Annotated in this window: 19 protein-coding genes and 4 pseudogenes; 10 read left to right on the plus strand and 13 right to left on the minus strand. The window is 68.9% G+C overall.

Translation table 11 applies throughout. The features are described 5' to 3' along the window. Nucleotides 1–15: 15 nt before the first annotated feature. The 3 genes from ACWD2L_RS31215 to ACWD2L_RS31225 all read right to left on the minus strand — a co-directional run bounded on the left by ACWD2L_RS31215 (nucleotide 16) and on the right by ACWD2L_RS31225 (nucleotide 3226). Nucleotides 16–975 carry a TAXI family TRAP transporter solute-binding subunit gene (locus tag ACWD2L_RS31215; protein ID WP_351335771.1) on the minus strand — a complete coding sequence of 320 codons (960 nt, stop codon included), beginning with the start codon at nucleotides 973–975 and terminating at the stop codon, nucleotides 16–18. 113 nt (nucleotides 976–1088) lie between these two features. Beyond that, nucleotides 1089–1871, minus strand: coding sequence for a 2-keto-4-pentenoate hydratase (locus tag ACWD2L_RS31220; protein ID WP_351335773.1), 783 nt, complete (start codon nucleotides 1869–1871; stop codon nucleotides 1089–1091). A gap of 56 nt (nucleotides 1872–1927) precedes the next feature. Beyond that, entirely contained in the window at nucleotides 1928–3226 is a 1299-nt protein-coding gene (locus tag ACWD2L_RS31225) for an MFS transporter (protein WP_351335776.1), read from the minus strand. A gap of 182 nt (nucleotides 3227–3408) precedes the next feature. On the opposite strand from ACWD2L_RS31225, the gene ACWD2L_RS31230 reads away from it, so the two are divergent. The 5 genes from ACWD2L_RS31230 (at nucleotide 3409) to ACWD2L_RS31250 (ending at nucleotide 8830) form a co-directional block, all read left to right on the plus strand. Beyond that, nucleotides 3409–4113, plus strand: a complete 705-nt coding sequence (locus ACWD2L_RS31230) for a cupin domain-containing protein (protein WP_351335779.1) — start codon at nucleotides 3409–3411, stop codon at nucleotides 4111–4113. Nucleotides 4114–4172: 59 nt separating this feature from the next. After that, nucleotides 4173–4979 (plus strand): IclR family transcriptional regulator, encoded by an 807-nt coding sequence (locus tag ACWD2L_RS31235; RefSeq protein WP_351335782.1) that lies wholly within the window; start codon nucleotides 4173–4175, stop codon nucleotides 4977–4979. A 40-nt stretch (nucleotides 4980–5019) separates the two neighbouring features. Next, nucleotides 5020–5205, plus strand: coding sequence for a tautomerase family protein (locus tag ACWD2L_RS31240; RefSeq protein ID WP_351335785.1), 186 nt, complete (start codon nucleotides 5020–5022; stop codon nucleotides 5203–5205). 407 nt (nucleotides 5206–5612) lie between these two features. Further along, nucleotides 5613–7019, plus strand: coding sequence for an alpha/beta hydrolase-fold protein (locus ACWD2L_RS31245; RefSeq protein ID WP_351335788.1), 1407 nt, complete (start codon nucleotides 5613–5615; stop codon nucleotides 7017–7019). A gap of 83 nt (nucleotides 7020–7102) precedes the next feature. Continuing rightward, the gene (locus tag ACWD2L_RS31250) at nucleotides 7103–8830 is read left to right on the plus strand and encodes a carboxylesterase/lipase family protein (protein WP_351335791.1); all 1728 of its coding nucleotides are present in this window, start codon (nucleotides 7103–7105) and stop codon (nucleotides 8828–8830) included. 111 nt (nucleotides 8831–8941) lie between these two features. On the opposite strand, the pseudogene ACWD2L_RS31255 reads toward ACWD2L_RS31250, so the two are convergent. After that, nucleotides 8942–9304 (minus strand): annotated as a pseudogene (locus ACWD2L_RS31255) (transposase); the annotation flags it as partial. A gap of 103 nt (nucleotides 9305–9407) precedes the next feature. Between ACWD2L_RS31255 and ACWD2L_RS31260 the strand changes: the two are divergent. After that, nucleotides 9408–9941 carry a DinB family protein gene (locus ACWD2L_RS31260; protein WP_351335794.1) on the plus strand — a complete coding sequence of 178 codons (534 nt, stop codon included), beginning with the start codon at nucleotides 9408–9410 and terminating at the stop codon, nucleotides 9939–9941. Between the two features lie 325 nt (nucleotides 9942–10266). Here the strand turns inward: ACWD2L_RS31260 and ACWD2L_RS31265 are convergent, their stop codons facing one another. Together ACWD2L_RS31265 and ACWD2L_RS31270 are read right to left on the minus strand one after the other, a co-directional pair. Then, on the minus strand, nucleotides 10267–10770 hold the full coding sequence (locus ACWD2L_RS31265) for a hypothetical protein (protein WP_351335797.1): 504 nt from the start codon (nucleotides 10768–10770) through the stop codon (nucleotides 10267–10269). Further along, nucleotides 10767–11222, minus strand: a complete 456-nt coding sequence (locus ACWD2L_RS31270) for a recombinase family protein (protein ID WP_351335800.1) — start codon at nucleotides 11220–11222, stop codon at nucleotides 10767–10769. Before ACWD2L_RS31270 ends, ACWD2L_RS31265 begins: the two co-directional genes overlap by 4 nt. 87 nt (nucleotides 11223–11309) lie before the next feature. On the opposite strand from ACWD2L_RS31270, the gene ACWD2L_RS31275 reads away from it, so the two are divergent. After that, nucleotides 11310–12479 (plus strand): NAD(P)/FAD-dependent oxidoreductase, encoded by a 1170-nt coding sequence (locus ACWD2L_RS31275; RefSeq protein ID WP_351335803.1) that lies wholly within the window; start codon nucleotides 11310–11312, stop codon nucleotides 12477–12479. Beyond that, nucleotides 12476–13369, plus strand: a complete 894-nt coding sequence (gene sigJ, locus ACWD2L_RS31280) for an RNA polymerase sigma factor SigJ (RefSeq protein ID WP_351335806.1) — start codon at nucleotides 12476–12478, stop codon at nucleotides 13367–13369. Before ACWD2L_RS31275 ends, sigJ begins: the two co-directional genes overlap by 4 nt. A 31-nt stretch (nucleotides 13370–13400) precedes the next feature. On the opposite strand, the gene ACWD2L_RS31285 is transcribed toward sigJ, so the two are convergent. Together ACWD2L_RS31285 and ACWD2L_RS31290 are read right to left on the minus strand one after the other, a co-directional pair. Further along, nucleotides 13401–13820 carry a LysR substrate-binding domain-containing protein gene (locus tag ACWD2L_RS31285; protein ID WP_351335809.1) on the minus strand — a complete coding sequence of 140 codons (420 nt, stop codon included), beginning with the start codon at nucleotides 13818–13820 and terminating at the stop codon, nucleotides 13401–13403. A 218-nt stretch (nucleotides 13821–14038) separates the two neighbouring features. After that, on the minus strand, nucleotides 14039–14464 hold the full coding sequence (locus tag ACWD2L_RS31290; RefSeq protein WP_351335812.1) for an OsmC family protein: 426 nt from the start codon (nucleotides 14462–14464) through the stop codon (nucleotides 14039–14041). 345 nt (nucleotides 14465–14809) lie between these two features. Between ACWD2L_RS31290 and ACWD2L_RS31295 the strand changes: the two genes are divergently transcribed. Then, the gene (locus tag ACWD2L_RS31295; RefSeq protein WP_351335815.1) at nucleotides 14810–15031 is read left to right on the plus strand and encodes a hypothetical protein; all 222 of its coding nucleotides are present in this window, start codon (nucleotides 14810–14812) and stop codon (nucleotides 15029–15031) included. A gap of 197 nt (nucleotides 15032–15228) precedes the next feature. On the opposite strand, the gene ACWD2L_RS31300 is transcribed toward ACWD2L_RS31295, so the two are convergent. Together ACWD2L_RS31300 and ACWD2L_RS31305 are read right to left on the minus strand one after the other, a co-directional pair. Then, the gene (locus ACWD2L_RS31300) at nucleotides 15229–16014 is read right to left on the minus strand and encodes a hypothetical protein (protein WP_351341064.1); all 786 of its coding nucleotides are present in this window, start codon (nucleotides 16012–16014) and stop codon (nucleotides 15229–15231) included. Then, nucleotides 16014–17285, minus strand: a complete 1272-nt coding sequence (locus tag ACWD2L_RS31305) for a VWA domain-containing protein (protein WP_351341061.1) — start codon at nucleotides 17283–17285, stop codon at nucleotides 16014–16016. Before ACWD2L_RS31305 ends, ACWD2L_RS31300 begins: the two co-directional genes overlap by 1 nt. Nucleotides 17286–17799: 514 nt before the next feature. Here ACWD2L_RS31305 and ACWD2L_RS31310 point away from each other — a divergent pair. Next, a complete protein-coding gene (locus tag ACWD2L_RS31310; RefSeq protein ID WP_351341058.1) occupies nucleotides 17800–19107 on the plus strand; it encodes a phospholipase D-like domain-containing protein in 1308 nt (435 codons plus the stop codon). Between the two features lie 373 nt (nucleotides 19108–19480). On the opposite strand, the pseudogene ACWD2L_RS31315 reads toward ACWD2L_RS31310, so the two are convergent. The 3 pseudogenes from ACWD2L_RS31315 to ACWD2L_RS31325 form a co-directional block, all read right to left on the minus strand. Next, nucleotides 19481–19624 (minus strand): annotated as a pseudogene (locus ACWD2L_RS31315) (hypothetical protein); the annotation flags it as partial. 206 nt (nucleotides 19625–19830) lie between these two features. After that, nucleotides 19831–19956, minus strand: a pseudogene (locus ACWD2L_RS31320) (hypothetical protein); the annotation flags it as partial. A 136-nt stretch (nucleotides 19957–20092) separates the two neighbouring features. Continuing rightward, nucleotides 20093–20461: pseudogene (locus ACWD2L_RS31325) on the minus strand (hypothetical protein); the annotation flags it as partial. Nucleotides 20462–20477: the final 16 nt, after the last annotated feature.

Below are 20477 nucleotides of genomic sequence, written 5' to 3' on the forward strand. Positions count from 1 at the left end.
CTACGCACACCGCGCTCAGCCGTAGACACTGCGGTAGTACCGCACCGCACCGGGATGCAGCGGCACCGGCCCCGTCCCGATGGCATACCGCTCGTCCAGGTAGGTGCCCGGCACCTCCGGGCCCCGCAGTGTCTGCCGGGCCGCGAACATCGCACGGGTCACCTCGTACGCCGCCTCGGCCGACAACGCGGAGCGGGCCATCAGGTACGTGGGCACTCCGACCGTCGGCACCTCGGATGTCTGCGCGTACGTGCCCGCGGGGATCGACACCTGGACGTACACCGGTCCGTGCCGGGCGCGCACCGCCTTGGCGTACCCGTCCAGTGGGATGAGCGTGATGTGTTCCTTCGCGGCCAGCACGTCGACCCCCTGTGCCGGAACGGCGCTGGAGGCGAAGAACGCGTCGATCTCGCGCCGCTCCAAGGCACGGGCCGAGGCATCGATCCCGAGGTGGCGCAGCCGCACCCGGCCGTCGAGGCCGGCGGCGGCCAGCACCCGCGTGCCGACGGTGACCGTGCCCGATTCCTCGGCCCCGACCGACACACGTAGACCGGCGAGATCCTCCACTCGGTCGATTCCGGAGGCCGAACGAGTCACCAGATGCGTGTAGTTGAGGTAGATCCGCGCCAGCGCACTGACCGGTTCGGGACGGGGGAAGGTCCCGGCCCCCTCGTACGCGTCGGCCGCGCTGTCCCCCAGTACGAGACCGAGGTCCACGTCACCGGAGCCGAGAAGCCGGGCGTTGTAGATGCTCGCGGAGGTATTGACCGCGCGGAGCGCCACGGACGGCGCCCGCCGGTTGATCTCGCGGGCCAGCCGCCGGCCGAAGATCCCGTACGGCGCTCCCGCAAGCCCCGTGGCCAGGACCAGCCGATGCACCGGTCTCCCGACAGGCCCCGTGTCCGGGAGCGCGGCGGTCGCCGCGGCCCCGAGCGCGAGCAGGGCGCGGCGGGGCAACTGGCGACGGGCAGGCACACGGTGATCCTACGATCCTGTCCGCTGCCGGTCGGCCACCGGACACCTTCTCCTCGGGCTCCGACGTCCCGGTCCTCGTGAGGTGGCCACGAACGGGAGCAAGCCAACTGGGGTCAGCGCCCGAAGGCGATCACTGAGCCGAGCTTGCTGAAGGATGCCTGGGTGTGGGTGCCCGGGCGGACCGGGACGGCGTCGGTGATGCCACCGGTGAGAACCAGCCAGCCCGGCTCGATGGCGAGGCCGCGCTCGGCCAGTGCGTTGGCGGCGAGGGCCAGCGCCTCAGCGGGATGTCCCTGGACGGCCGCGCCGGTGGCGGTGTCCACCACCTCGCCGTCCACTCGCAGGACGCAGCCTTCCAGGGCCAGGTCGAGTTCGCTCGGCGGCAGACCCTCGGGGTTGACCAGCAGGCGTGCGGAGGAGGCGTTGTCCGCGACCACATCCGGGAGTTGGAAGCGGAAGTCCCGGTAGCGGGAGTCGATGACCTCGAATCCAGCGTGCACCGAGCGGACCGCGGCGAGCGCGGTGGCTCCTGTGACGCCGGGTCCGGAGAGCCGCTCCCCCATCACGAACACGATCTCCGGTTCGATCCGCGGGTGGATCAGTTCACCCACCGGCACCGGGGCGCCCTGAGGCAGCACCATCGCGTCGGTGATCCAGGCGGTGAGCGGGGAGGAGATGCCCATCCGCTGCTGCTTGGCGCGGGAGGTGAGTCCGAGCTTCACTCCGATGACGTGCTCGCCGGCCTCCTGCTTCAGCTCTATCAGTCGGTCCTGGGTCGCATAGGCCTCGGCGACCGAGAAGTCGGCCCACTCGTCGGTGAAGGGCTCCCGGTCCTGGCGTTCTCGCTCCGCACGGAACAGGTCTCGGGCAACGGTCTCGGTGGTCCACGTGGACATGGGGATTCTCCTGAGGGTGCGTCAACTACGGATTGGGGCCCTGCGTCGCTGCGGGGTCAGTGCGCCGGGCTGGTGACGGGCGGCTCGATGTCGCCTCCGCGGGCCTCGGCGGAGCGGCGGGCCCGGGGCAGGTAGAAGAAGACCACCACCGCGGCCAGCACATAGAAGATCGCGGTACCCGTCATGGCCAGCGCGGGCCCGGAGGATTCGGCGAGGAAGCCGACCACTGCGGGCGCCAGCGCGCTGATGGCACGCCCCGCGTTGTAGATGAAGCCCTGCGCGAAGGCTCGTACTTCGGTAGGGAAGAGCTGGGCGAAGGTGGGTCCGAAGCCGGAGTAGAAGCCGGTGCCGAAGAGCGCCATCACCGCCCCGAACACGAGCATCGCGATCTGGTTGGTGATGAGGAAGAAGATCGGCACGCAGATCGCGGCCAGTACGAAGTAGAGAATGAAGGCGTTGCGCCGGCCGATCCGGTCCGCGACATACCCGAAGGAGACGAAGCCGACACCGGCCCCGACCTGCATGATGACGATCCAGGTGGTGGAGGCGAGGATGTCCATGCCCCGGCCACCGTCGGCGGCTGGTGTGGACAGGTAGTTGGGGATCCAGGTGAACAGGCCCCAGTAGCCGAACATGGCCAGCGTGGTGAAGAGCATGCAGGCGACGACCGGCCGCCGGTGGTCGACGAAGAGGCGCCGCACCGACTGCCCGAAGCTGAGCCGCTCACCGGATTCCAGCCACTCCTTGGGCTCCTCGGTGCCCCGCCGGATCCAGAAGGCCAGCGCCGCGGGCAGGACCCCGACGAAGAAGGCCCAGCGCCAGCCCAGTGCCGGCACCACTGCCAGGGTGACCACCGCGGCCAGTGCGTAGCCGGTGGCGAAGGCGCTCTGCACCCAGGCGATCACCTTGTCCCGGTGCCGGGCCGGCCATGTCTCGGAGAGCAGGGCGGTGCCCGCTCCCCACTCGCCTCCGATGCCGAGGCCGACGATCAGCCGGGCGATCATCAGCGTCGCCACCCCGGTCGTCAGCCCGCACAGCAGGGTGCCGACCGAGTAGCAGAGGATGCTGCCCACCATCGCCTTGGTCCGGCCGAACCGGTCCGCGAGGTAGCCGAAGACCATCCCGCCGAAGGCCGAGGCGACCAGCGTGAACGAGGCGATCAGCCCGGTGACGCCCTGATTCGTGTGGAAGTCCTGAACGATGTACGTGATGACCATCGAGAAGATCATCAGGTCCATGATGTCGAGCATCCAGCCCATATAGGCGGCCCAGAACGAGCGCCACTGCGCCTTGCTCGCGTTTCTGTACCAGCGCCCGCTGTCCGCTATGGCGCCGACTCCATTGCCTGCGGCCACATCCACTCCTTCGAGTCACTGCCTTCGATGGCGAAGCGTCCCGCGTCCACACATCAAGGCTGTATTGGTGAGCGATACCAGTGTTTTTCTCTGCGACACGAAGGTAGCATGATGGCCTCGTCGATAACATCTATCGATACGATCGTCTTGCTGACCAAGACGCATAAGTAGTGGAGGCCCAGATGCCCAAGCGAACCCTCCTGCTGTTCGAGGACACGCTGCCCGCCCAGGCCCGGCCCGTGTACTTGCCCGCCGGAGACCGAGCGATATACGTCCGCACCGGTTCCGTGGACGTGGTGGACGACGCGGGCAGCCGCTTCCTCTGGCAGCGCGCCGCCGAGGTCGCCGGCCAGGAACTCACCCTCGCCGCCGGGGACCAGGACACCGTGCTGTGGCGTTGGGAACTGGCCGCCGAGCCGGACGCGGACGAACAGCGCCACCGCTTCCGCTCGGCGCCGGAGACAACCAGCGAACTCAAGCTGCGGGCCGACTTCGAGCTGGACGACCGGTATACGTGGCTGATGCGCTGCGACACCGTCACCTTCCCCCCGGGCGGGGTGGCACTGACTCATCTCCACCAGGGGCCGGGCATCCGGATCGTTCTGGACGGCGAAATCACCATCGAGACCGAGGGAACCAGCCGGGACTACCTGCCCGGCCAGGCCTGGGCGGAGAAGGGCGTGCTCCCGGTGCTCGCCCCCACCACCGAGCGGGAGTCCACCACTTTCGTCCGCTGCTTCCTGCTGCCCAAGCAGAACAAGGGCGTGAGCTCCATCCGGATCGTCCAGCCGGAGGACCGCGCCAAGCCCAACACCCAGAAGTACCGGGTGCTCGCCGAGCGCACCCTGTCAGGCACGGGCACAGGCACCGGTGCCATGGCCGGGTAGCTACGATCACAGTCAGCGCGGACTGAGAGACAGGCGCGAGCCGAGAGACCTGCGTGGTCGTGAGAGACAGGGAAATCATCGAGTTGAGCGGAGAACAGGCACCCGCCGAGGCGCCCTCGCCCACCACGCTGCCGCTGCTCCTTCTGGAGAAGGTGCTCCAGGGCAACGGCTCCTGGGGAGTCACCGAGCTGGCCACCGCCCTGGGACTGCCCAAGGCCCGGGTGCACCGGCATGTGACCAGCCTTCGGCAGTCCGGCTTCCTCTCCCAGGACCCCGAAACCCGCCGCTACGAGCCCGGCTGGCGGCTGGTACTCCTCGGCCGGCACATCGAGGACCGTGCCCAACTCGTCTCGCTGGCCCGGCCGGTGATGCGACGGCTGCGAGACCAGGTCTCGCAGACCGTCGTGCTCTCCCAACTCACCGACCAGGGCGTCACGGTGACCGAAGTACTGCCCGGTGGCTCCCCGATCGACGTGGTACTCAGCCGCGGCACCCAGTTCGGCTACAACAGCAGCGCGCAGGGCAAGACGGCACTGGCCTACGCCTCGGAGGAGCAGCTGCGGGAGTGGTCCGGGCTGCTGGACGAGCAGCGTACGCCGAGCACAGTCCTGGACCACGACGAGCTGTGGCGGCAGGTGGAGCAGGTGCGTCGGCACGGCTGGGCCGCGGCCCCGGAGGAGACCTATCGCGGCGTCAACTGCGTGGCCGCGCCCCTGTTCCTGCCGACCGGGGTGATCACCGGCACCCTCGCCATCGTCGCCTCCATCCACTACCTGCCCGACCCTCCGCCACCCGAGATGGTCGCCGCGCTCACCGCCGCCGCCAAGGAGGTCTCCCGCGAGTTCGGCTACCGGCAGCAGGCCTGAGCGCGTACCGCAACCGCACCGAAGACAACGAGGAGAGACGATGCCCATCGTCCAGATCACCCTGGTCCGGGGACGCGAGGACGAGAAGATCGAAGAGTGCGTCCGGGAGGTTGCCCGGACCGTGTCCCGCACCCTGGACGCGCCCCTGGAGAGCGTCCGAGTGGCGGTCCAGCAGACCGAACCCAACCACTTCGCCGTCGGCGACCGCCTCAAGAGCGACACCTGACCCGACGGGAACCTCCTGCCGCCCTGCCGGCGGCCCCCTCCCTCCTCTCACACCTGTCACGCTCGCACCACTTCTGATGCGGGCGCGACAGGTGTCAACACCCTTCACCGCGTCGCGGCACAGGAGCGCCCGCAGCCCGGCTATTGTTCTACAACAACAGCCGGGAACGTAACGCCGTCGAGGCGCACCTACAAGGAAGTTGCCGTACATCAGGCACTTTTCACAGGAACCTAAAGCCCTCTCCGTGCAGGGTTGTTGAACACTTTGAGGCCGTCACGGCCAAGAAGTTCTGTCGAACATATTGCTCACGATTTTGTCGCGCGTTACGTTCACGGCGTTCGCCATGACTGCCCCAGGGTCCCCAACCTCTGGCCACCCACCGACCACCCTCCGGGGGTCCCCTCGCCGTGTCCTTCTCCCCCACACGCCGCGCAGCGGCAGCGTTCCGCGCCCCCCTCGCGGTCCTGGCCGCGGTACTGGTCCTCACTACGAGCGCCGGCGCCGGCGCGGCTCAGCCGAGCGAGAGCGCCGGGGCCGTACGCGCTCTCGCCCCGCAGGTCGTCCACACCGGCAGCGGTCCCACGGGCTACACCGTCACGTTCCGGTTCAGAGCCGCCGACGCCAACCGCGTCCAGATCAAGGGCGAGTGGTACTTCGCCAACCCGTACAAGCTCTCCGCCCTGGCCGGTGACAAGGACACCACCATCGCCACACCAGGGCTGCCGCCCGCACAGTGGGAACCGGGTGACATCCCCATCGGCTCCCCCAACTGGCCAGCGGCCAACTGGCCAGTGGCCACCATGACCAAGGACTCCCGCACCGGTGTGTGGTCGTACACGGTCCCGCTGCCGTCCGGCACCTTCAACTACGGCTTCTACGTGGACTGTTCCAGCTCCACCCAGACCGGCTGCACCCAGGTGTCCGACCCGGCCAACCCGCCGTGGAACACGCACGGCGGCAAGGCCACCGGCTCGGTTCAGGCGCTCAGCCAGGTCTACGTTCCCTCGGATCCCCGGTTCGGGACGGTCGACGACGGCTGGCAGGCTCCCGCCGAGGGAGACCGCGGCAGGCTGGCCGACGTCGCGTATCCGACGGACAGCCCGATCATCCCCTCGGGCACCAACCGCCTGGCCGTCTACACACCACCCGGCTATGACGCGCACCGCTCGAAGCCGTACCCGACGGTCTATCTGTTCAGCGGAGGTGACAACGAGACCGACTGGAGTACCCAGGGCGCGGTGAGCAACATTCTCGACCGCCTCATCACCACCGGGCAGATCCGGCCGATGGTGGTCGTGATGCCCAACTCGCTCGGCGAGACGGACGACGCCACCGGATATCCGGCGTTCGACGCGAACGTCATCGACCATGTCATCCCCTACGTCGAGTCGCGGTACCACGTCTCCACCTCCCCCTCCGAACGGGCCGTCGGCGGACAGGGCTTCGGCGGCTCGGTCGCGATGTCGCTGCTGTTCCGGCACACCGGCCAATTCGGCTACTACGGCGTCCTCAGCCCCGGTGTCATCGCACCCTTCACCGTCCCGGACGCCTCCGACATCAGCGACGCCCGGACGGCGGCGATCAAGAAGGCAGGTGTCTTCGTCGGTGGTGGCTGGCAGGAACCGAGCATCACACCCAGCGGCGTGCACGGGGCCGGCCACTCCTACCACGCCCGCGTGGTGTCCACCCTCGCCGCCAAGGGCGTGGGCGTGACAGCGGACTTCGTCAACGGCGGCCACGAGTGGTTCGTCTGGCGCCGGCTGATCAAGGACTTCCTCACCCGTACCGCGTTCTTCCCGCCGGTGACGGGCTGAGGCGACGCCGACACACCCGTTCCTCCGCACGGCGACAGGGCCCGCCCCGAGCACCCCCTCCGCACATCGATCAGGAGATCCGCATGACATCGTCAGAAGGCCAACCTCCCCTGCCCACAGGCTCGTTGATCCACCGACGTGGCTTCCTCGGCAGGACCGTCGGTGTCGCCGCGGGAGCCGTCCTCCTCGACCTGGTCGCGGCTCCTTCCTCGTCGGCGGCAGAGCCGTCTGCGGACCGGCCCGTACGGACCGAATCCGGCCTCGTCTCCGGCGTGCCCGCCGCGGTGCCCGGCGTGACCGTGTTCAAGGGGATCCCCTACGCCGCCTCCACCGCGGGCAGGAACCGGTGGCGGCCGCCCCGGCCCGCCGCGTCCTGGAAGGGCGTACGCAAGGCCGACACCTTCGGCGACGCACCCCCGCAGGCGTCGACCACCCTCACCATGAGCGAGGACTGCCTCAACCTCAACGTCTGGACCGGAGCGGGGAGTTCGTCGCAGCGCCGTCCGGTCTACGTATGGCTCTACGGCGGCGGCTTCTCCGCGGGCACCGGCTCGGACCCGAGCTTCGACGGCTCCGTCCTCGCGGGCAAGGGGGTCGTCGTCGTGACGGTCAACTACCGTCTGGGCGCGCTCGGTTTCCTCGCCACCCCCGAGCTGAACGCCGAGTCCCGCCAGGGTGTGTCAGGCAACTACGGACTGCTCGACCAAATCGCCGCCCTGAAGTGGGTGCGGCACAACATCGCCGCGTTCGGCGGGGACCCGCGCCGCGTCACCGTGGGCGGCCAGTCGGCCGGGGCAGGCTCCACGGACATGCTGTCGATGTCCCCGCTCGCCACCGGGCTCTTCTCCCGCTCCGTCGCCGAGAGCCAGGTGCGCCACCCGCGCGACCCCGAACTGCGCTACCTCGGGGTGTCCCTGCGTGAGATGGACACCGCGCTGCAGCAGGGACCCGCGTACGGCGAGACGAAGGGCGCGAGCACCCTTGCGGAGCTACGGGCCCTGCCCTGGAAGGACTTCACGGACGGCGCCTCCCTCAAGGACGAATCGGTTGACACCAAGACCGTGGCGAAACCACCCCTGTTCCGCCCCGTCGTCGACGGCTGGGTGCTGCCTGCCGGATACCAGGCCACGTACGACGCCCGCGCGCAGAACGACGTCTGGTACCTGGCCGGCAACAACCTCGACGAGAGCGGCGCCGTGCCCGAGACCGCCTTCGCCTCCTGGCGCGAGAGCGGCTATCCGGACCGCCCCGGCGCACCGCCCGTCCACGTCACCCTGGACGACTATGTGAGCGCCGCGCGCCGGAAGTTCGACGCGATGGCCGACGAGTTCCTCACGCTCTACCCCGCGAGCACCGACGACGAGGCCGCCCTGGCCAGCAACGACGCGGTACGCGACAACTCCCGTGTCTCCACGTACCTTTGGGGCCAGGAGTGGGCCAAGGGTGCCCACAAGCCGGTGTACACCTACTTCTGGACACACCGCCCGCCCGGCGCCGACCACGACATCCGCGGCGCCTACCACGGCTCCGAGATCGTCTACTTCTTCGGCAGCCTCTACCCGGACACGGCCGGCAATCCGCACGCCTGGACCGACCAGGACCGCGAGATCGCCGACACCCTCTCCTCCTACCTGGCGAACTACATCGCCACCGGCGATCCGAACGGCCCCGGGCTGCCCAAGTGGGCCGCCCACAGCCCCTCCTCCCCCACCGTGATGGAGATCGGCGAGCACTACGGCCCGACGCGCGTGGCATCGGAGCGCAAAACCGACTTCTGGAAGCGGTACTTCGCGACCCAGGACGCCTGGTAGCCGCACCCGGAAACCGGCCGCCGTCACACCGTGTGCAGCAGCTCAAGGATGTCCCGCAATGATGTTGGAGATCCGTGCGATCAACAGGTAGCCGCTGGGTGCGCCCGCCGCCTATCCGGTGAGGGCGAGACTGTGCAGACGAGCGGTACCGAGCATGGCGTGGTGGACGCCGTCCGCGATGGTAATGGTCGTGCCGACGGCGTCCTTGGCGCCGGATTCCTCCCATCCTCGGGAGTCGTGACGGTTGCCGGGCAGCTCCCGGCCGACTACGACGACCAGGTGGGTGTCGGCGTCGAAGACGACCTGGTGGGCTCTGGAGTAGCGATAGTTCTTCGACTGCTCGGCAATCGAGCGGTCGCGGGTGGGCACCAGGGTGCCGTCCACGATGAGCACGGTGTCCTTCGCGAATCGCTGGCGCGGATGGAGTGCGAGGAGTGGGCCGAGGTGGTTGATGATCCGGTCTGCTACCCGGCGAACGGAGCTGTCCAGGACGGCTCTGATGCCGTGATCACACCAGCCACACCCAGATCATGTCAGGGGCGTGCGCTCGACTTCGCGCCCGCGCTACGTTCACTGGATGCAGCAGCCCTCGGAAAACGCTCCCGCGCTTCTCGACGGACCGGCCGTGGACGTCTCCGACGCCCATGAGCTCCTCCTTGGCTATCTGAACTGGTACCGCCAGGCCCTGATGCGAAAGCTCGCCGGCTTGTCCGACGGCCAGCTACGTGCGCCTGTCGAACGGCTGGGCTGGTCGCCGATCGGCTTGGTCCAGCATCTTGGCTGGGTCGAACGCCGATGGATGCGCTGGGGGTTCGGCGCCCAGGACGTTGTCGCTTACCCCTACGGCGGAGACGCTGAGGAGTGGAGGGTCGCGCCCGACACGTCCGTCGCCCAGGTCATCGCCGCATACGAAGCAGAGGTGACCATGGCGAACTCCCTCACAGCGGATGCCTTGTTCACCGACAAGGCTCTCCTCGGAGGTCGCTTCAAGACGCCCGAGCAAGCACCTTCCCTCGGACGGATCCTCTTCCACCTGCTCCAGGAGTACGCCCGCCACGTCGGGCACCTCGACATCGCGCGCGAACTCATCGACGGACAGACCGGCGAATGAGTAATCTGTGAACGCTGATGCATTGCGGGACAGCCTTTCGACGAGCCGCACCCCTGCCGAACCGGGAGTTCATGGCCGCAAAGTTGATCCGGTCGTAACCACCCTTCTCGGCAAGGTACTTGGTGGTGCCGTTCACCCTGGTGACGACGCACTTGCGGGGTGCGGCGAGGCGTTCTTGACGGCCGGCCCCGTACGAGCGGTCAGCTCCGGCTGTACGCCCGCGAGGACCGTGTCGCCGATCCGTACGACGACGAGCGGCGTCTCGATCGTGTCGTCCTGCGTGAAGTCGTAGTGGGTTCGGGGGCGCAGGGCCCTACCGCTTGGGCTACCCGGAGGCGGACCCTGCCGGAGAGGTCCAGAAGGTCACGGTCGGCCCGTAGGAACCGTCCTCCTCGTCACTGACGTCGACGGTGACCTCGCGGTCCGAGTAGCGCGTGGACAGAATTCCCTGCCAGCATTCCCCTAGGGCCGACGCCAGTTGAGGCAATTCCTCCCCGAACTGATCGTCATCCGTCAGCGGGGTGTTGTTGAACGTGTCCCACAACTCAACGTGGTTGACGACAGATTCGATACGCTTCCGATCGTCGCCGAGCTTCGAGAACCAGTCGTCGACGGTGTTCTGATGGAAACGGTCCTTGAGGAATACACAGCCGCGGTACTCGACCGTTTCAGGGCAGAACATCCAGGCGGCGGCCAGAACGAACCGCAGGCCGCCCTCGAAGTCGATGTAGTTGTCCGGACCGAGTTCCTCGTTTTTCCAATCGGTGCGCCATTGCTTGAAGAAGGCAGGCAACTCGCGCTCGGACCATGTGGGGTTGATGCTGTTCACGGGATCTCCCAGGGAACGCGGCGCGCACTCTTTTCGACTCGCCCATGAAGACTTGACCGGTCTTCGGATTGGCATTGTGTACGTATTCTACGACGTGCGTGGTATCGAGCAACAACGCTCAGCCGAGAGGCCCTTGATCCGGGGGTGAACTCGGCGAGCGCCGTGAAGACATGGAAGGCGAGACGTCTGCCGGGGGTAGCGGTGTGCAGGTTTGCGCGTAGCTCGGCGACCATGTGCATGAAGTCCCGGAGCCTGCGGCCGTAGCGGTCGAGCGAGGGAACCACGAGCATGTCGCCCGCACCTAGGAATGCGTGGCACCCCTTCCGGAGGGATCTTCGCTTAGACGTGGTACACCGACGGACTTCGAGTGCCCGGCACCAGGGTGCCGGGTCGGATCCGGAGACGTCGGCGCTCCATTGCGTCCGGTCGCGGCAACCTGGACGGTGGGCCACAAGCAAGCGCTGCCGACGCGGAAGGGGTCAGGGTGTGACGTGCACCACGTCATGTCACACCGCCGAGATCCCCGGTGTCTTGAGGGCATGATCGAACACAACACACCCCACAAGGTCGTGGTCATCGGCGGCGGGTACGCGGGAACGGCCGCGGCCAACCACCTCCGGCTGCGCGACGACGTCGACATCACCCTGGTCAATTCCCGCCCGAAGTTCGTCGAACGGATCCGGCTGCACCAGTTCGTGGCCGGCAATGACGACGCCTCGGTCGACTACGGCACGCTGCTCGGCGAGGGCATCGAGTTGGTGGTCGACAACGCCACCCGTATCGACACCGCCTCCCGCACGGTGGAGCTGGCGTCGGGCCCCGCGCTGGATTACGACTACGTCATCTACGCGGTCGGCAGCACCGGCGCGGTCCCCTCCGCTGTGCCGGGCGCGGCCGAATTCGCCCACTCGCTCGCCGGCCTCGAGTCCGCCGAGCGGCTGCGTGTCAGGCTGGCGGAGCTGCCTGCGGATGCCGTGGTCACCGTGGTCGGCGGCGGGTTGACCGGCATCGAGACCGCCGCGGAGCTCGCCGACCAGGGGCGCACGGTCACCCTGGTCTGCGGTCGGACCCTGGCCCCAGCGCTGAGCGCTCCTGGCCGCCGGTCCGTCGCGACGTGGTTGTCCGAGCACGGCGTCACAGTGCTGGAGGGGACCGCGGTCACTGAGGTACGGCGGGACGCGGTCGTCTTCAGTGAGGGAGCGGTACGGCAGAGCGCGCTCACCGTCTGGACGGCCGGTTTCGGTGTGCCGGGCTTGGCGGCGGCCAGCGGGTTGCGCGTCGACGCGCTCGGGCGGCTGCTCACCGACGAAACGCTCCTCAGCGTCGATGACGACCGTATCGTCGCGGCGGGCGACGCCGGTTCACCGTCGGGGCAGCCGCTGCGGATGAGCTGCCAGGCCGCGATACCGCTCGGAGTGCAGGCCGCCGACGCCGTGCTGAGCCGCATCGCGGGAACCGCTCCTGCGGTGATCGACCAAGGTTTCAGGGGGGTGCTCATCAGCCTGGGTCGGCACGCCGGGATAAAGCAGGTCGTTGGCGCGGACGACACTCCCCTGGGCACCCACTTCGACGGGCGGGAGGGCGCCCAGATGAAGGAGGAGCAGTGCCGTCTGACGGTGATGGGCCTCGGCATGGAAGCCCGCAACCCGGGCACCATCGCGTGGTACAAGCCGGGACCGCGGCTCGCGCAGGTGGCGACGGCCCGGTGACCACCGGCGAGCATGTCGAGCGGTTCACCGTACTGCGGCCGCTGCTGTTCACGATCGCCTACGAGATCCTCGGTTCGGCGACCGAATCCGACGACGTGCTGCAGGACAGCTATCTCCGGTGGGCGGACGTGGACCTGGCGACGGTCCGTGACACCAAGTCGTACCTTGCACGGCTGGTGACCCGTCAGGCACTCAATGCTTTGCGGGCCGGTGCACGCCGCCGCGAGGACTACGTCGGTGTGTGGCTGCCGGAGCCGCTGCTGCTCAGCGAGGACGACGCATCGGCGGACGTGTTGCTCACCGAGTCGGTGTCGATGGCGATGCTGGTGGTGCTCGAAACGCTCACTCCCGACGAGCGCGCGGTGTTCGTTCTGCGCGAGGTGTTCGGCTTCGGCTACGACGAGATCGCGGATGCGGTGGGCAAGTCGGTCGTGACGGTGCGCCAGGTGGCGCACCGTGCCCGTGAACACGTGCGAGCGCGGCGCAGGCGCTTGGAGCCCGCGGGTTCGGCCAGGACCGCGCGGATCACCGAGCGGTTCATGGCCGCGGCGACCACGGGCGACATGGAGGGGCTGCTCTCGCTGCTCGCGCCGGACGTCACGTGGACCGCCGACGGCGGCGGCAAGGTGATCGCGGCGCGCCGGCCGGTGGTGGGCGCGGAGAAGGTGGCCGCGCTCGTCCTGGAACTGTTCCGCGCGGGGCGGTTGCCGGACACGCGTATCGAGATGGCCAACTGCAGCAACACGACCGCGCTTGTCGCCCACAGCGGCGACCACTTGGCGGGTGTCTTCCTGGCCGACGTCGTCGACGAGAAGATCACCAACTTCTACGCCATCCGCAACCCGGACAAACTCCTCGCACTGGCGACACCACGTCAGATCAGCCGGTAAAAGCCGAGCCGGTTCCAGGGGCGCGGGAGGTTCAGGTTTGTGGGCTCGCGCCCCACGGCCAGGTGGTGAGCGTGTGGTGCAGCAGCCGGGTGGCCGTCGACTGCCGGCTGTCGGCGACCCGGTGCAGCGTGAGGGTGCGGCGACAGCCGGGGTCATCGACGGCGACGCAGGCGATCGGCGCGCTGACGTTCGCGGTGCGGGCCACCGCCGGGATCAGGGTGAGGCCGATACCGGCGCTGACCAGCATGGCGGTGGCGGCCGGTTCGTCGCCCTCGCAGACGATCCGCGGGCTGAGGCTGTGGCGGTTGAAGAGCAGGTCGAGCAGGCGGCGCTGCCAGTGGCCGGGCCGGGAGATCACAAACGGTTCGTCGCGCAGCTCCGGCACGGCAACGGAGTCGCGGGCGGCGAGCCGGTGCCCGGGCGGCACGGACAACCAGACCTGTTCGTCCATCAGTTGAGCCCGACAGCTGTCCCGACATCACCCAGGTCAAGAACTGGCAGGCTGCGAACTGGGCATCTCCGGTGCGCGGCTGGGGTGTTGAGGGCTGAACGTGTGTGGGTGGAGACGTTGAACGGCACTATGCGGGGTCGGCCGTGGTCGTTGCCGCTCGCCGATCGAGTGCTGGTGGTGGCCGTGTACTACCCGACGTCGGCACGTGGGAGCCGGGGTCAGGCACCCGGCGACACGGTCGCGGTGACCGGTGTGCCCGCCTCCACGGTGCGGCTCACCGTGCACAGGCGGTCGTGTGAGCTCTTGACGGCCCGCGGCAGGATCGCGCGGGATCGGTCCCCCTCCGGTCCGTCGGGGAACGTGACGTGGAAAGTGACCGCGAGGTCAGTCATCCGGTTGCCGCCCTCGACCTTGTCGCCGGATGCCGTGACGGTGAACGCGGTCGCCTCGGCATGCCGGGTCGTGGCGACCTCCACGTCGACCGCGGTGCAACCCCCTAGCGCGGCGAGCAAGAGCTCGACCGGAGTGAAGTCCGCGTCCGAGCCGGTGCCGAAGGTCAGCGTGCCCCCGCGGACGTTGGTCGCCGTGAACCGGCCCGGGCCGGCACGTTCGATGGACACGGAGCGCAGCGCATTGTCAGTCATGGCTCCGACAGTAGTGTCCGGCCGTGAGGACCAGCAGGCGCCACCCCGCACCCCGTCACTCGCACTGGCCGGAACTTGCACAGCGCGTGCGCAATCGCTGGACCCGTCGTACCGCTGGTAGGGAATTGTCGCCCCTAATGCGCCGGTGGCAAGGCATGGGGGCGCACCGTGCGGCGAGCAAGGTGGAGGAACTGCCCCGGTTTCGTGCGCGCGTCCACATGAAGGTCACCTCGGTTCAGGCAACTACCCACGTGCGGTGGGCTGTTGGTTGGCCGATCGGCGCGCTGTGTGGTGTGATCGCCCGCGCCACTCCCCCGTTGAACTCCCCGTGCGAAGGACTTCCCCATGAACTCCGCTCACCAGATTCAGGCCCTCGAGATCTCCGACGCCGACCTGGACGGCATCTCCGGCGGCCTGAGCCCCGAGGGCAGTGTCACCGTCGACGACAAGACAGTCGGCACCGCCGACCTGTTGGCCCTGGCGCAGGGCACCGCGCTCGGTGCCGCCTCCCAGGCACAGGGCGCCCTCGCGCAGCCGCACCAGATCAGCATCAACGGCTCCCTCTGATCGCCGCATCGTGCCCCCTACCCCCTACCCCCTACCGGCCGGGTAGGGGGTAGGGGGTAGGGGGTAGGGGGCACGATCCTTTCCGACCGGCGCACGCCGGTCGGGCGGGCTCCGAACCGAGCCACTCCTGCGCGCGGACCCGAAAGGCCATCAGGCCCTGACCTGGCCGGACGGACGGATCATCGGCACTCACACGGTCAGACTCCCGCCGGGCGGCCCCTGCCTCCTCCTCGTGTCAGCGCGTAACCTCCGATGCCCGCCAGCGCCGCGAGCACCGCGCCCGCCGCCGTCCACAGCCAGCGGCTCGTCCACCAGGCCGAGGCCCAGCCGTCCACCGGAGCGGCCTGCTCGGCGGAGTTGGTCGTGCCCGGGACCAGCGGGGTGGACAGGCTGCCGTCGACCGCCGCCGCGCCGCCGATGTCCTTCGAGTGGGCCTCCACCGACGCCGTCACCGGCTGACCCAGGTCGGCGTCGTCGAGCGAGGTCGTGGTGAGGCGGACGTAGTAGGTGCCGGGCAGTGGGTCATTGCTCCAGGCGTCCGCCGAGGCCCGCACCGTACGCACCGTGCAGGCGAGCTCCACGCGGTTCGCCGCGGCCTCGACTGCACGTGTCTGCATTCCGTACTGGCAGGGCTGGCGGCGTCGCAGTCCGTCGTACACGTCGATGCGCCAGGTCTGCGCGCCGTGCCGGGCCTGCGACTCGGGCAGCTCGACGGTCGCCTTCACCGTCGGGCGCTCGCCGGTGTCGGCCGGGAACGACCAGTACAGATAGTCGCCCGTCGACGCGTTCGCCGTCGCCTTCTGGTCCTGCTGCATCTGCGCCGCCGTACGGAACGACGTGCCCGCCTCCTTCGGCGCCTTCTGCGCGGCACCGTCACCCTCGTCCGCGGCGACAGGTCCGGCCAGCGCCAGCAGTGCGGTAGCGGCACCCAGGAGACCGCCGGCCAGTTGTCTCGTACGCCCCAACAGCGTTACGTATTGCATCAGTTCGTCCTCCAGACAGCGACACGCCAGCGCGAGAGCCAGCCCCAGATCACACCTGCGAGGAAGCCGACCACGACCAGGGCGGCCAGCAGCCACCAGCCGTCGCCCAGCCCGAACGCGGCCACGTCGGATGCCTGGTTCGGGCCGTCCACCAGGTCGACCGTCAGCTCGACCGGCAGGCCGGGTGCCGTCTTCACCGAGGCAGGCGCGGAGAAGGAATTCGAGACCTGGAGGCAGACCGTCTCCGCCTGCGTCTCATCCGTGTCGTCGTCCTGCTCGGCCTTCGGGTAACGCAGGCCTGTCGAGAGGGCGTCGGTGCGGCCGTCACCCGCCTCCTGCCCGCGCACGATCTCCCGGCCGTGTGTGGTCAGTGCGCGCAGCAGCACGCCGTAGTCCTGATTGACCGCCCGGTCGGCCGCGACGCTCACCGAGGCGCGCAGCTCCTGTCCCGGTTCGACGTCGACGCGGTAGAAGCGGTGCTCACCGAACCTCTCGCGGTCGGTGTAGAGGCCGGGCTTGAGCTGCGGCGCGTCGGCGCACTGCGCGGCGCCGTCGACAGCCACCGGCGTGACCACCGGATCGGCAGCCCGGTCGACCAACTGGCCGACCTTGTCCGAGAGTTGATCCTTGTGGTGCACGGCGGTGTAGGTACCGCCGGTCGCGTCCGCGATGCAGGACAGCTGCTCACGCGTCTTCGCGTCGGCGACAAGCCCGAGCGTGTCGATGGTCAGGCCGATGCCCTTGGCGGCTATCTCACGGGCCACCTCGCACGGGTCGAGCGGCTGACAGGTGTCCTCGCCGTCACTGATCAGGACGATGCGCTTGGCGCCGGCGCCGGAGGTGAAGTCGTCGGCACCCTTGAGCAGGGCGGGACCGATCGGCGTCCACCCGGTGGGCTGCAGCGTGGCCACGGCCGTCTTGGCCTCGGTACGGTCCAACGGACCGACCGGGTAGAGCCGCTCGGTGTCCTTGCAGCCCGCCTTCCGGTCGTCTCCAGGGTAGTTGGCCCCGAGCGTCCTGATCCCGAGCTCCACCTCGTCGGGTGTCGCGTCGAGCACATCGTTGAACGCCTGCTTCGCCGCGGCCATCCTGGAGCCGCCGTCGATGTCGCGGGCGCGCATGGATCCGCTTGCGTCCAGGACGAGTTCGACCTGAGGCGCCGGTTTCTCGTCGGCTCCATCGGCGTACGCCTGGGCCTGCGGCAGGCCGCCGACGGCGAGGGCGGCGATCAGGGCGCACAGGCCCGCCGCCAGCCGTTGTCTGATGATCATCGGCGGATCTTATGGATCATGACGGGAGAAGACCAAAACGGGGGACCTCAAGGCCGACGCCCTCGGATACGACACCCGAGCCGGCCGACCCACCAGCAGCGCACCGAACACCCGTGACGACTGGCCCGCCCTCTGGCTCAACGTGCGCAGCGTCACGGCCGCTCCCCTGCTTTCTCGTGCAACCCTCGAACGCCTTCGCGAGTCTCCTGTTTGCCGAACAGCGGGTCACGCCCGGAACAGCTTCGGGCAAACACCAACGGACCGGCACCTCATCGACGCGGGATGCCGGCCGGACACCTCTGTCTTCTGCAGGAGCTCAACGCATGGCCAAGCGCATACGCCCTCCCACCCCGCCTCCGCCGCACATCCGCGTCGCCACAGCGAACGCCGCCAACTGGACGGGTGATACGGCCAGTTGACCCGGCCGGATGACGGGTGATCCCGCCACACCGAAACACCGAGCACACCACCACCCCGACTCGTCATCGCCAACACCCCAGCGAAGGGCCCACCCATGAAGCGAACACTCACGTTGATCACCGCGCTGGCCGTCACCGCGCTGGCGCCGACAACGGCGCACGCGGCGGTCAAGAAGGCCAAGGCTCCGCTCACTTGCGAGTCTCGGACGTTCACCTCAAGACCGGGCCCGAGCTTCAACGACCCGGAGGACGCCGACGCTCGGATGAACGTCATGGGCCCGATCATCGAATCGATCAACAGCGCCAGTTGCGGGCAGACCATACGCGTCGCCATGTACTCGATAGGCAGCACGCAGCCGGGACCGGACTTCGCAGGCGCCCTGATAGCCGCGCACCAGCGCGGCGTCATCGTCAAGGCGCTGATGGACTCTCACAGCGACAACGCGACCTGGCAGTCGATGGTCACCGAGTTGGGCAACGACCCGCGCGCCTCCAGCTTCGCCGCGCTGTGCCCGGGTGGCTGCCTGACCCACTACTCCGGCTCCGCCCTGCACGCCAAGTACTACATGCTCAGCGGCGGGAGCGACGCGAACAGGACGGTGACCGTCACCAGTGCCAACCCCACTTCCGCCCAGGCCAAAACTGCTTGGAACAGTGGCGCCACTGTCAAGGGCAACGTCGACCTGTACAACTCCTACCTCCGCTACTTCACAGCCATGGCCAAGGGGGCACAGGGCGGCCCGGGCCCGCTGGTGCCCGACTACTACAACTCCAGCGGCGGCACGGCCGCCAGAACGACGCTGTCGCCGCCCTCCTACCAGTGGCCCAAGGCACGCTCCAGAAGCGACACCTGGGTCGACTTCCTGAACAACATCAAGGCGCCGGCCACGATCAACATCGCCATGTTCCAGTGGACCTCTCACGGGAAGCCGGGCGACCGGAACTATCTGGAACTGCCGAAGAAGCTGGTGAGCCTGGCAAAGACCGGCGTCAAGATACACATACTCTTCACCGCCGGCCAGGTTGATGGCAGCGTGCAGAACTACCTGAAGGACCGGCCGAACATCGACGTGCACGACACCTCCCGCGGCACCGACGCGAACGGCAACGCCCTGCACTACACGCACGACAAGTACATGATGGTCAGCGGCGGTTACGCGGGTGCGACCAACGCCAGACTCATATTCGTCGGCTCCTCGAACTGGACGAGCAACGGCATCTGGCACAACGACGAGTCGAACCTGAAGCTGGTCGGCCAGTCCAGCTACGACACGTTCATGACGGACTGGCAGAACCAGTACGACCGCTGCTGCGGCACCGTGGCGCGACAGTTGATCGCCGAGGAGCGCGCCGAGAACACGGCACGCGAGATTCCGATCGACCCGGAGCAGGTCGAGGAATAGGCATTCCCTGCCACCCCAGCCGGTCACCGGCCGAACCCGGCCGTGAGTCCACCGAGCAACTGCCGGCGACCGAACGCGTACAGCCTGGACGCTGGCACACCCGACGTCGGGTACGGCTCTTTCTGAGTGATGCCGGCATACGGCGCCTCTCCCCAGCGGCGTACAGACGAATATCCTCGGCCCTGTGCCTGCCTCTGGCGAGGATCTGCGTGGGCTCACCGTCGACGACACCGAGGCGCGGGTACGCGCTCACGCTTGAGCCGTCCTCCGCGACCGCGACCCGGCGGCCGCTGGTGTCGACGCTTCGCATAACGGGGCCAGTCTGCCCCCGCCACGGTTGGTCGAGGGTGAAGCCGAGCAGGGGCAGGGCGCCCGCGGCATCACCGGTGTCCGTGAGAAGAACATCGACGAGGCCGGACTCGTAGTCGACGCCGGGGATCGCGGCGGCGGGGGCCGTGACGATCTCCCGCAGTCCATCGGCGCCGAGCGGCCCGAGCGCGTAGAGCCCGCGCCGCAACGAGGGCCCTGGGGCCGGGTGGGCGCCCGGTGAGGACCAGCTCGGCCAGTTCGGCGGCGGAGGATCTGGGCGACGAGGTCCGGAAGCCCGCCCCCGGTCAGCATGCTGCCGAACTGCGAAAGCAGCGTGAGCCGTTCCGATTCGCTCGTCTCCGGTTCGAGCAGCGGGATCAGGGCGGCGACGAGCGCGGCGGCAGGGCCGCTGCGCGACGCGGGCCGCAGCACCGCGACGGCGAAACCCTCGGCGCGCAGCAAGGAGGCCGCCCCGGCCAGGGCGAGCGACGACTTGCCGCATCCCGACGGGCCGACCAGGCAGGTGCGCTGCTCCCGCACGACGTGTGCGGCCAGTTCCTCGCTCTCCGTCGACCTGCCGTGGGCCGGCGGCTCCCCCCGCTTCGGCCACAGTGATCATGCCGACCACCCCGCCGAGTTGCTCGTCCCACACGGGGCCGCCGCTGAATCCGCCGGTCACCCGATAGCGGCCGTCCGCGGCGAGGTCCGCCTGCACCCAACCGCCTGCCTGCCGGTCGCGCGGCACCGCGGAGTGCCAGGCGCCCCCGCGCCGCCCGGCGGGGAAACCGAAGGCACGCGCCGGATGCCCCCACATGTCGGATGCCTCGACGAGCCGCACCGGCCGCGCGTCCCGCAGTACCGTCACGAGTTCCCGTAGAGCGATGTCGCCCGCCCCCGACTCCTGCGCGGGCTCCCAGTGCACGACCCGGGCACGCACGCGGGACGCGGAGGACGCTCCGGCCAGCGGCAGATCGACGGTGACCTCGGCGGCGTCGGGCAGCGGCGCCCCGGCAGGCAGACCGAGCGCGGCGGAGACGACGTGCACGCAGGTGAAGGCCAGG

This window comes from Streptomyces sp. NPDC002754, from assembly GCF_053592315.1.

Bases quoted from the DNA above. Each gene is read 5' to 3' on its own strand.
- ACWD2L_RS31260 (WP_351335794.1), top strand. From the start codon at position 9,408: ATGCAGCAGCCCTCGGAAAACGCTCCCGCGCTTCTCGACGGACCGGCC.
- ACWD2L_RS31240 (WP_351335785.1), top strand. From the start codon at position 5,020: ATGCCCATCGTCCAGATCACCCTGGTCCGGGGACGCGAGGACGAGAAG.
- ACWD2L_RS31295 (WP_351335815.1), top strand. From the start codon at position 14,810: ATGAACTCCGCTCACCAGATTCAGGCCCTCGAGATCTCCGACGCCGAC.
- ACWD2L_RS31300 (WP_351341064.1), bottom strand. From the start codon at position 16,014: ATGCAATACGTAACGCTGTTGGGGCGTACGAGACAACTGGCCGGCGGT.
- ACWD2L_RS31275 (WP_351335803.1), top strand. From the start codon at position 11,310: ATGATCGAACACAACACACCCCACAAGGTCGTGGTCATCGGCGGCGGG.
- ACWD2L_RS31230 (WP_351335779.1), top strand. From the start codon at position 3,409: ATGCCCAAGCGAACCCTCCTGCTGTTCGAGGACACGCTGCCCGCCCAG.
- ACWD2L_RS31250 (WP_351335791.1), top strand. From the start codon at position 7,103: ATGACATCGTCAGAAGGCCAACCTCCCCTGCCCACAGGCTCGTTGATC.
- ACWD2L_RS31305 (WP_351341061.1), bottom strand. From the start codon at position 17,285: ATGATCATCAGACAACGGCTGGCGGCGGGCCTGTGCGCCCTGATCGCC.
- ACWD2L_RS31285 (WP_351335809.1), bottom strand. From the start codon at position 13,820: ATGGACGAACAGGTCTGGTTGTCCGTGCCGCCCGGGCACCGGCTCGCC.
- ACWD2L_RS31310 (WP_351341058.1), top strand. From the start codon at position 17,800: ATGAAGCGAACACTCACGTTGATCACCGCGCTGGCCGTCACCGCGCTG.
- ACWD2L_RS31290 (WP_351335812.1), bottom strand. From the start codon at position 14,464: ATGACTGACAATGCGCTGCGCTCCGTGTCCATCGAACGTGCCGGCCCG.
- ACWD2L_RS31220 (WP_351335773.1), bottom strand. From the start codon at position 1,871: ATGTCCACGTGGACCACCGAGACCGTTGCCCGAGACCTGTTCCGTGCG.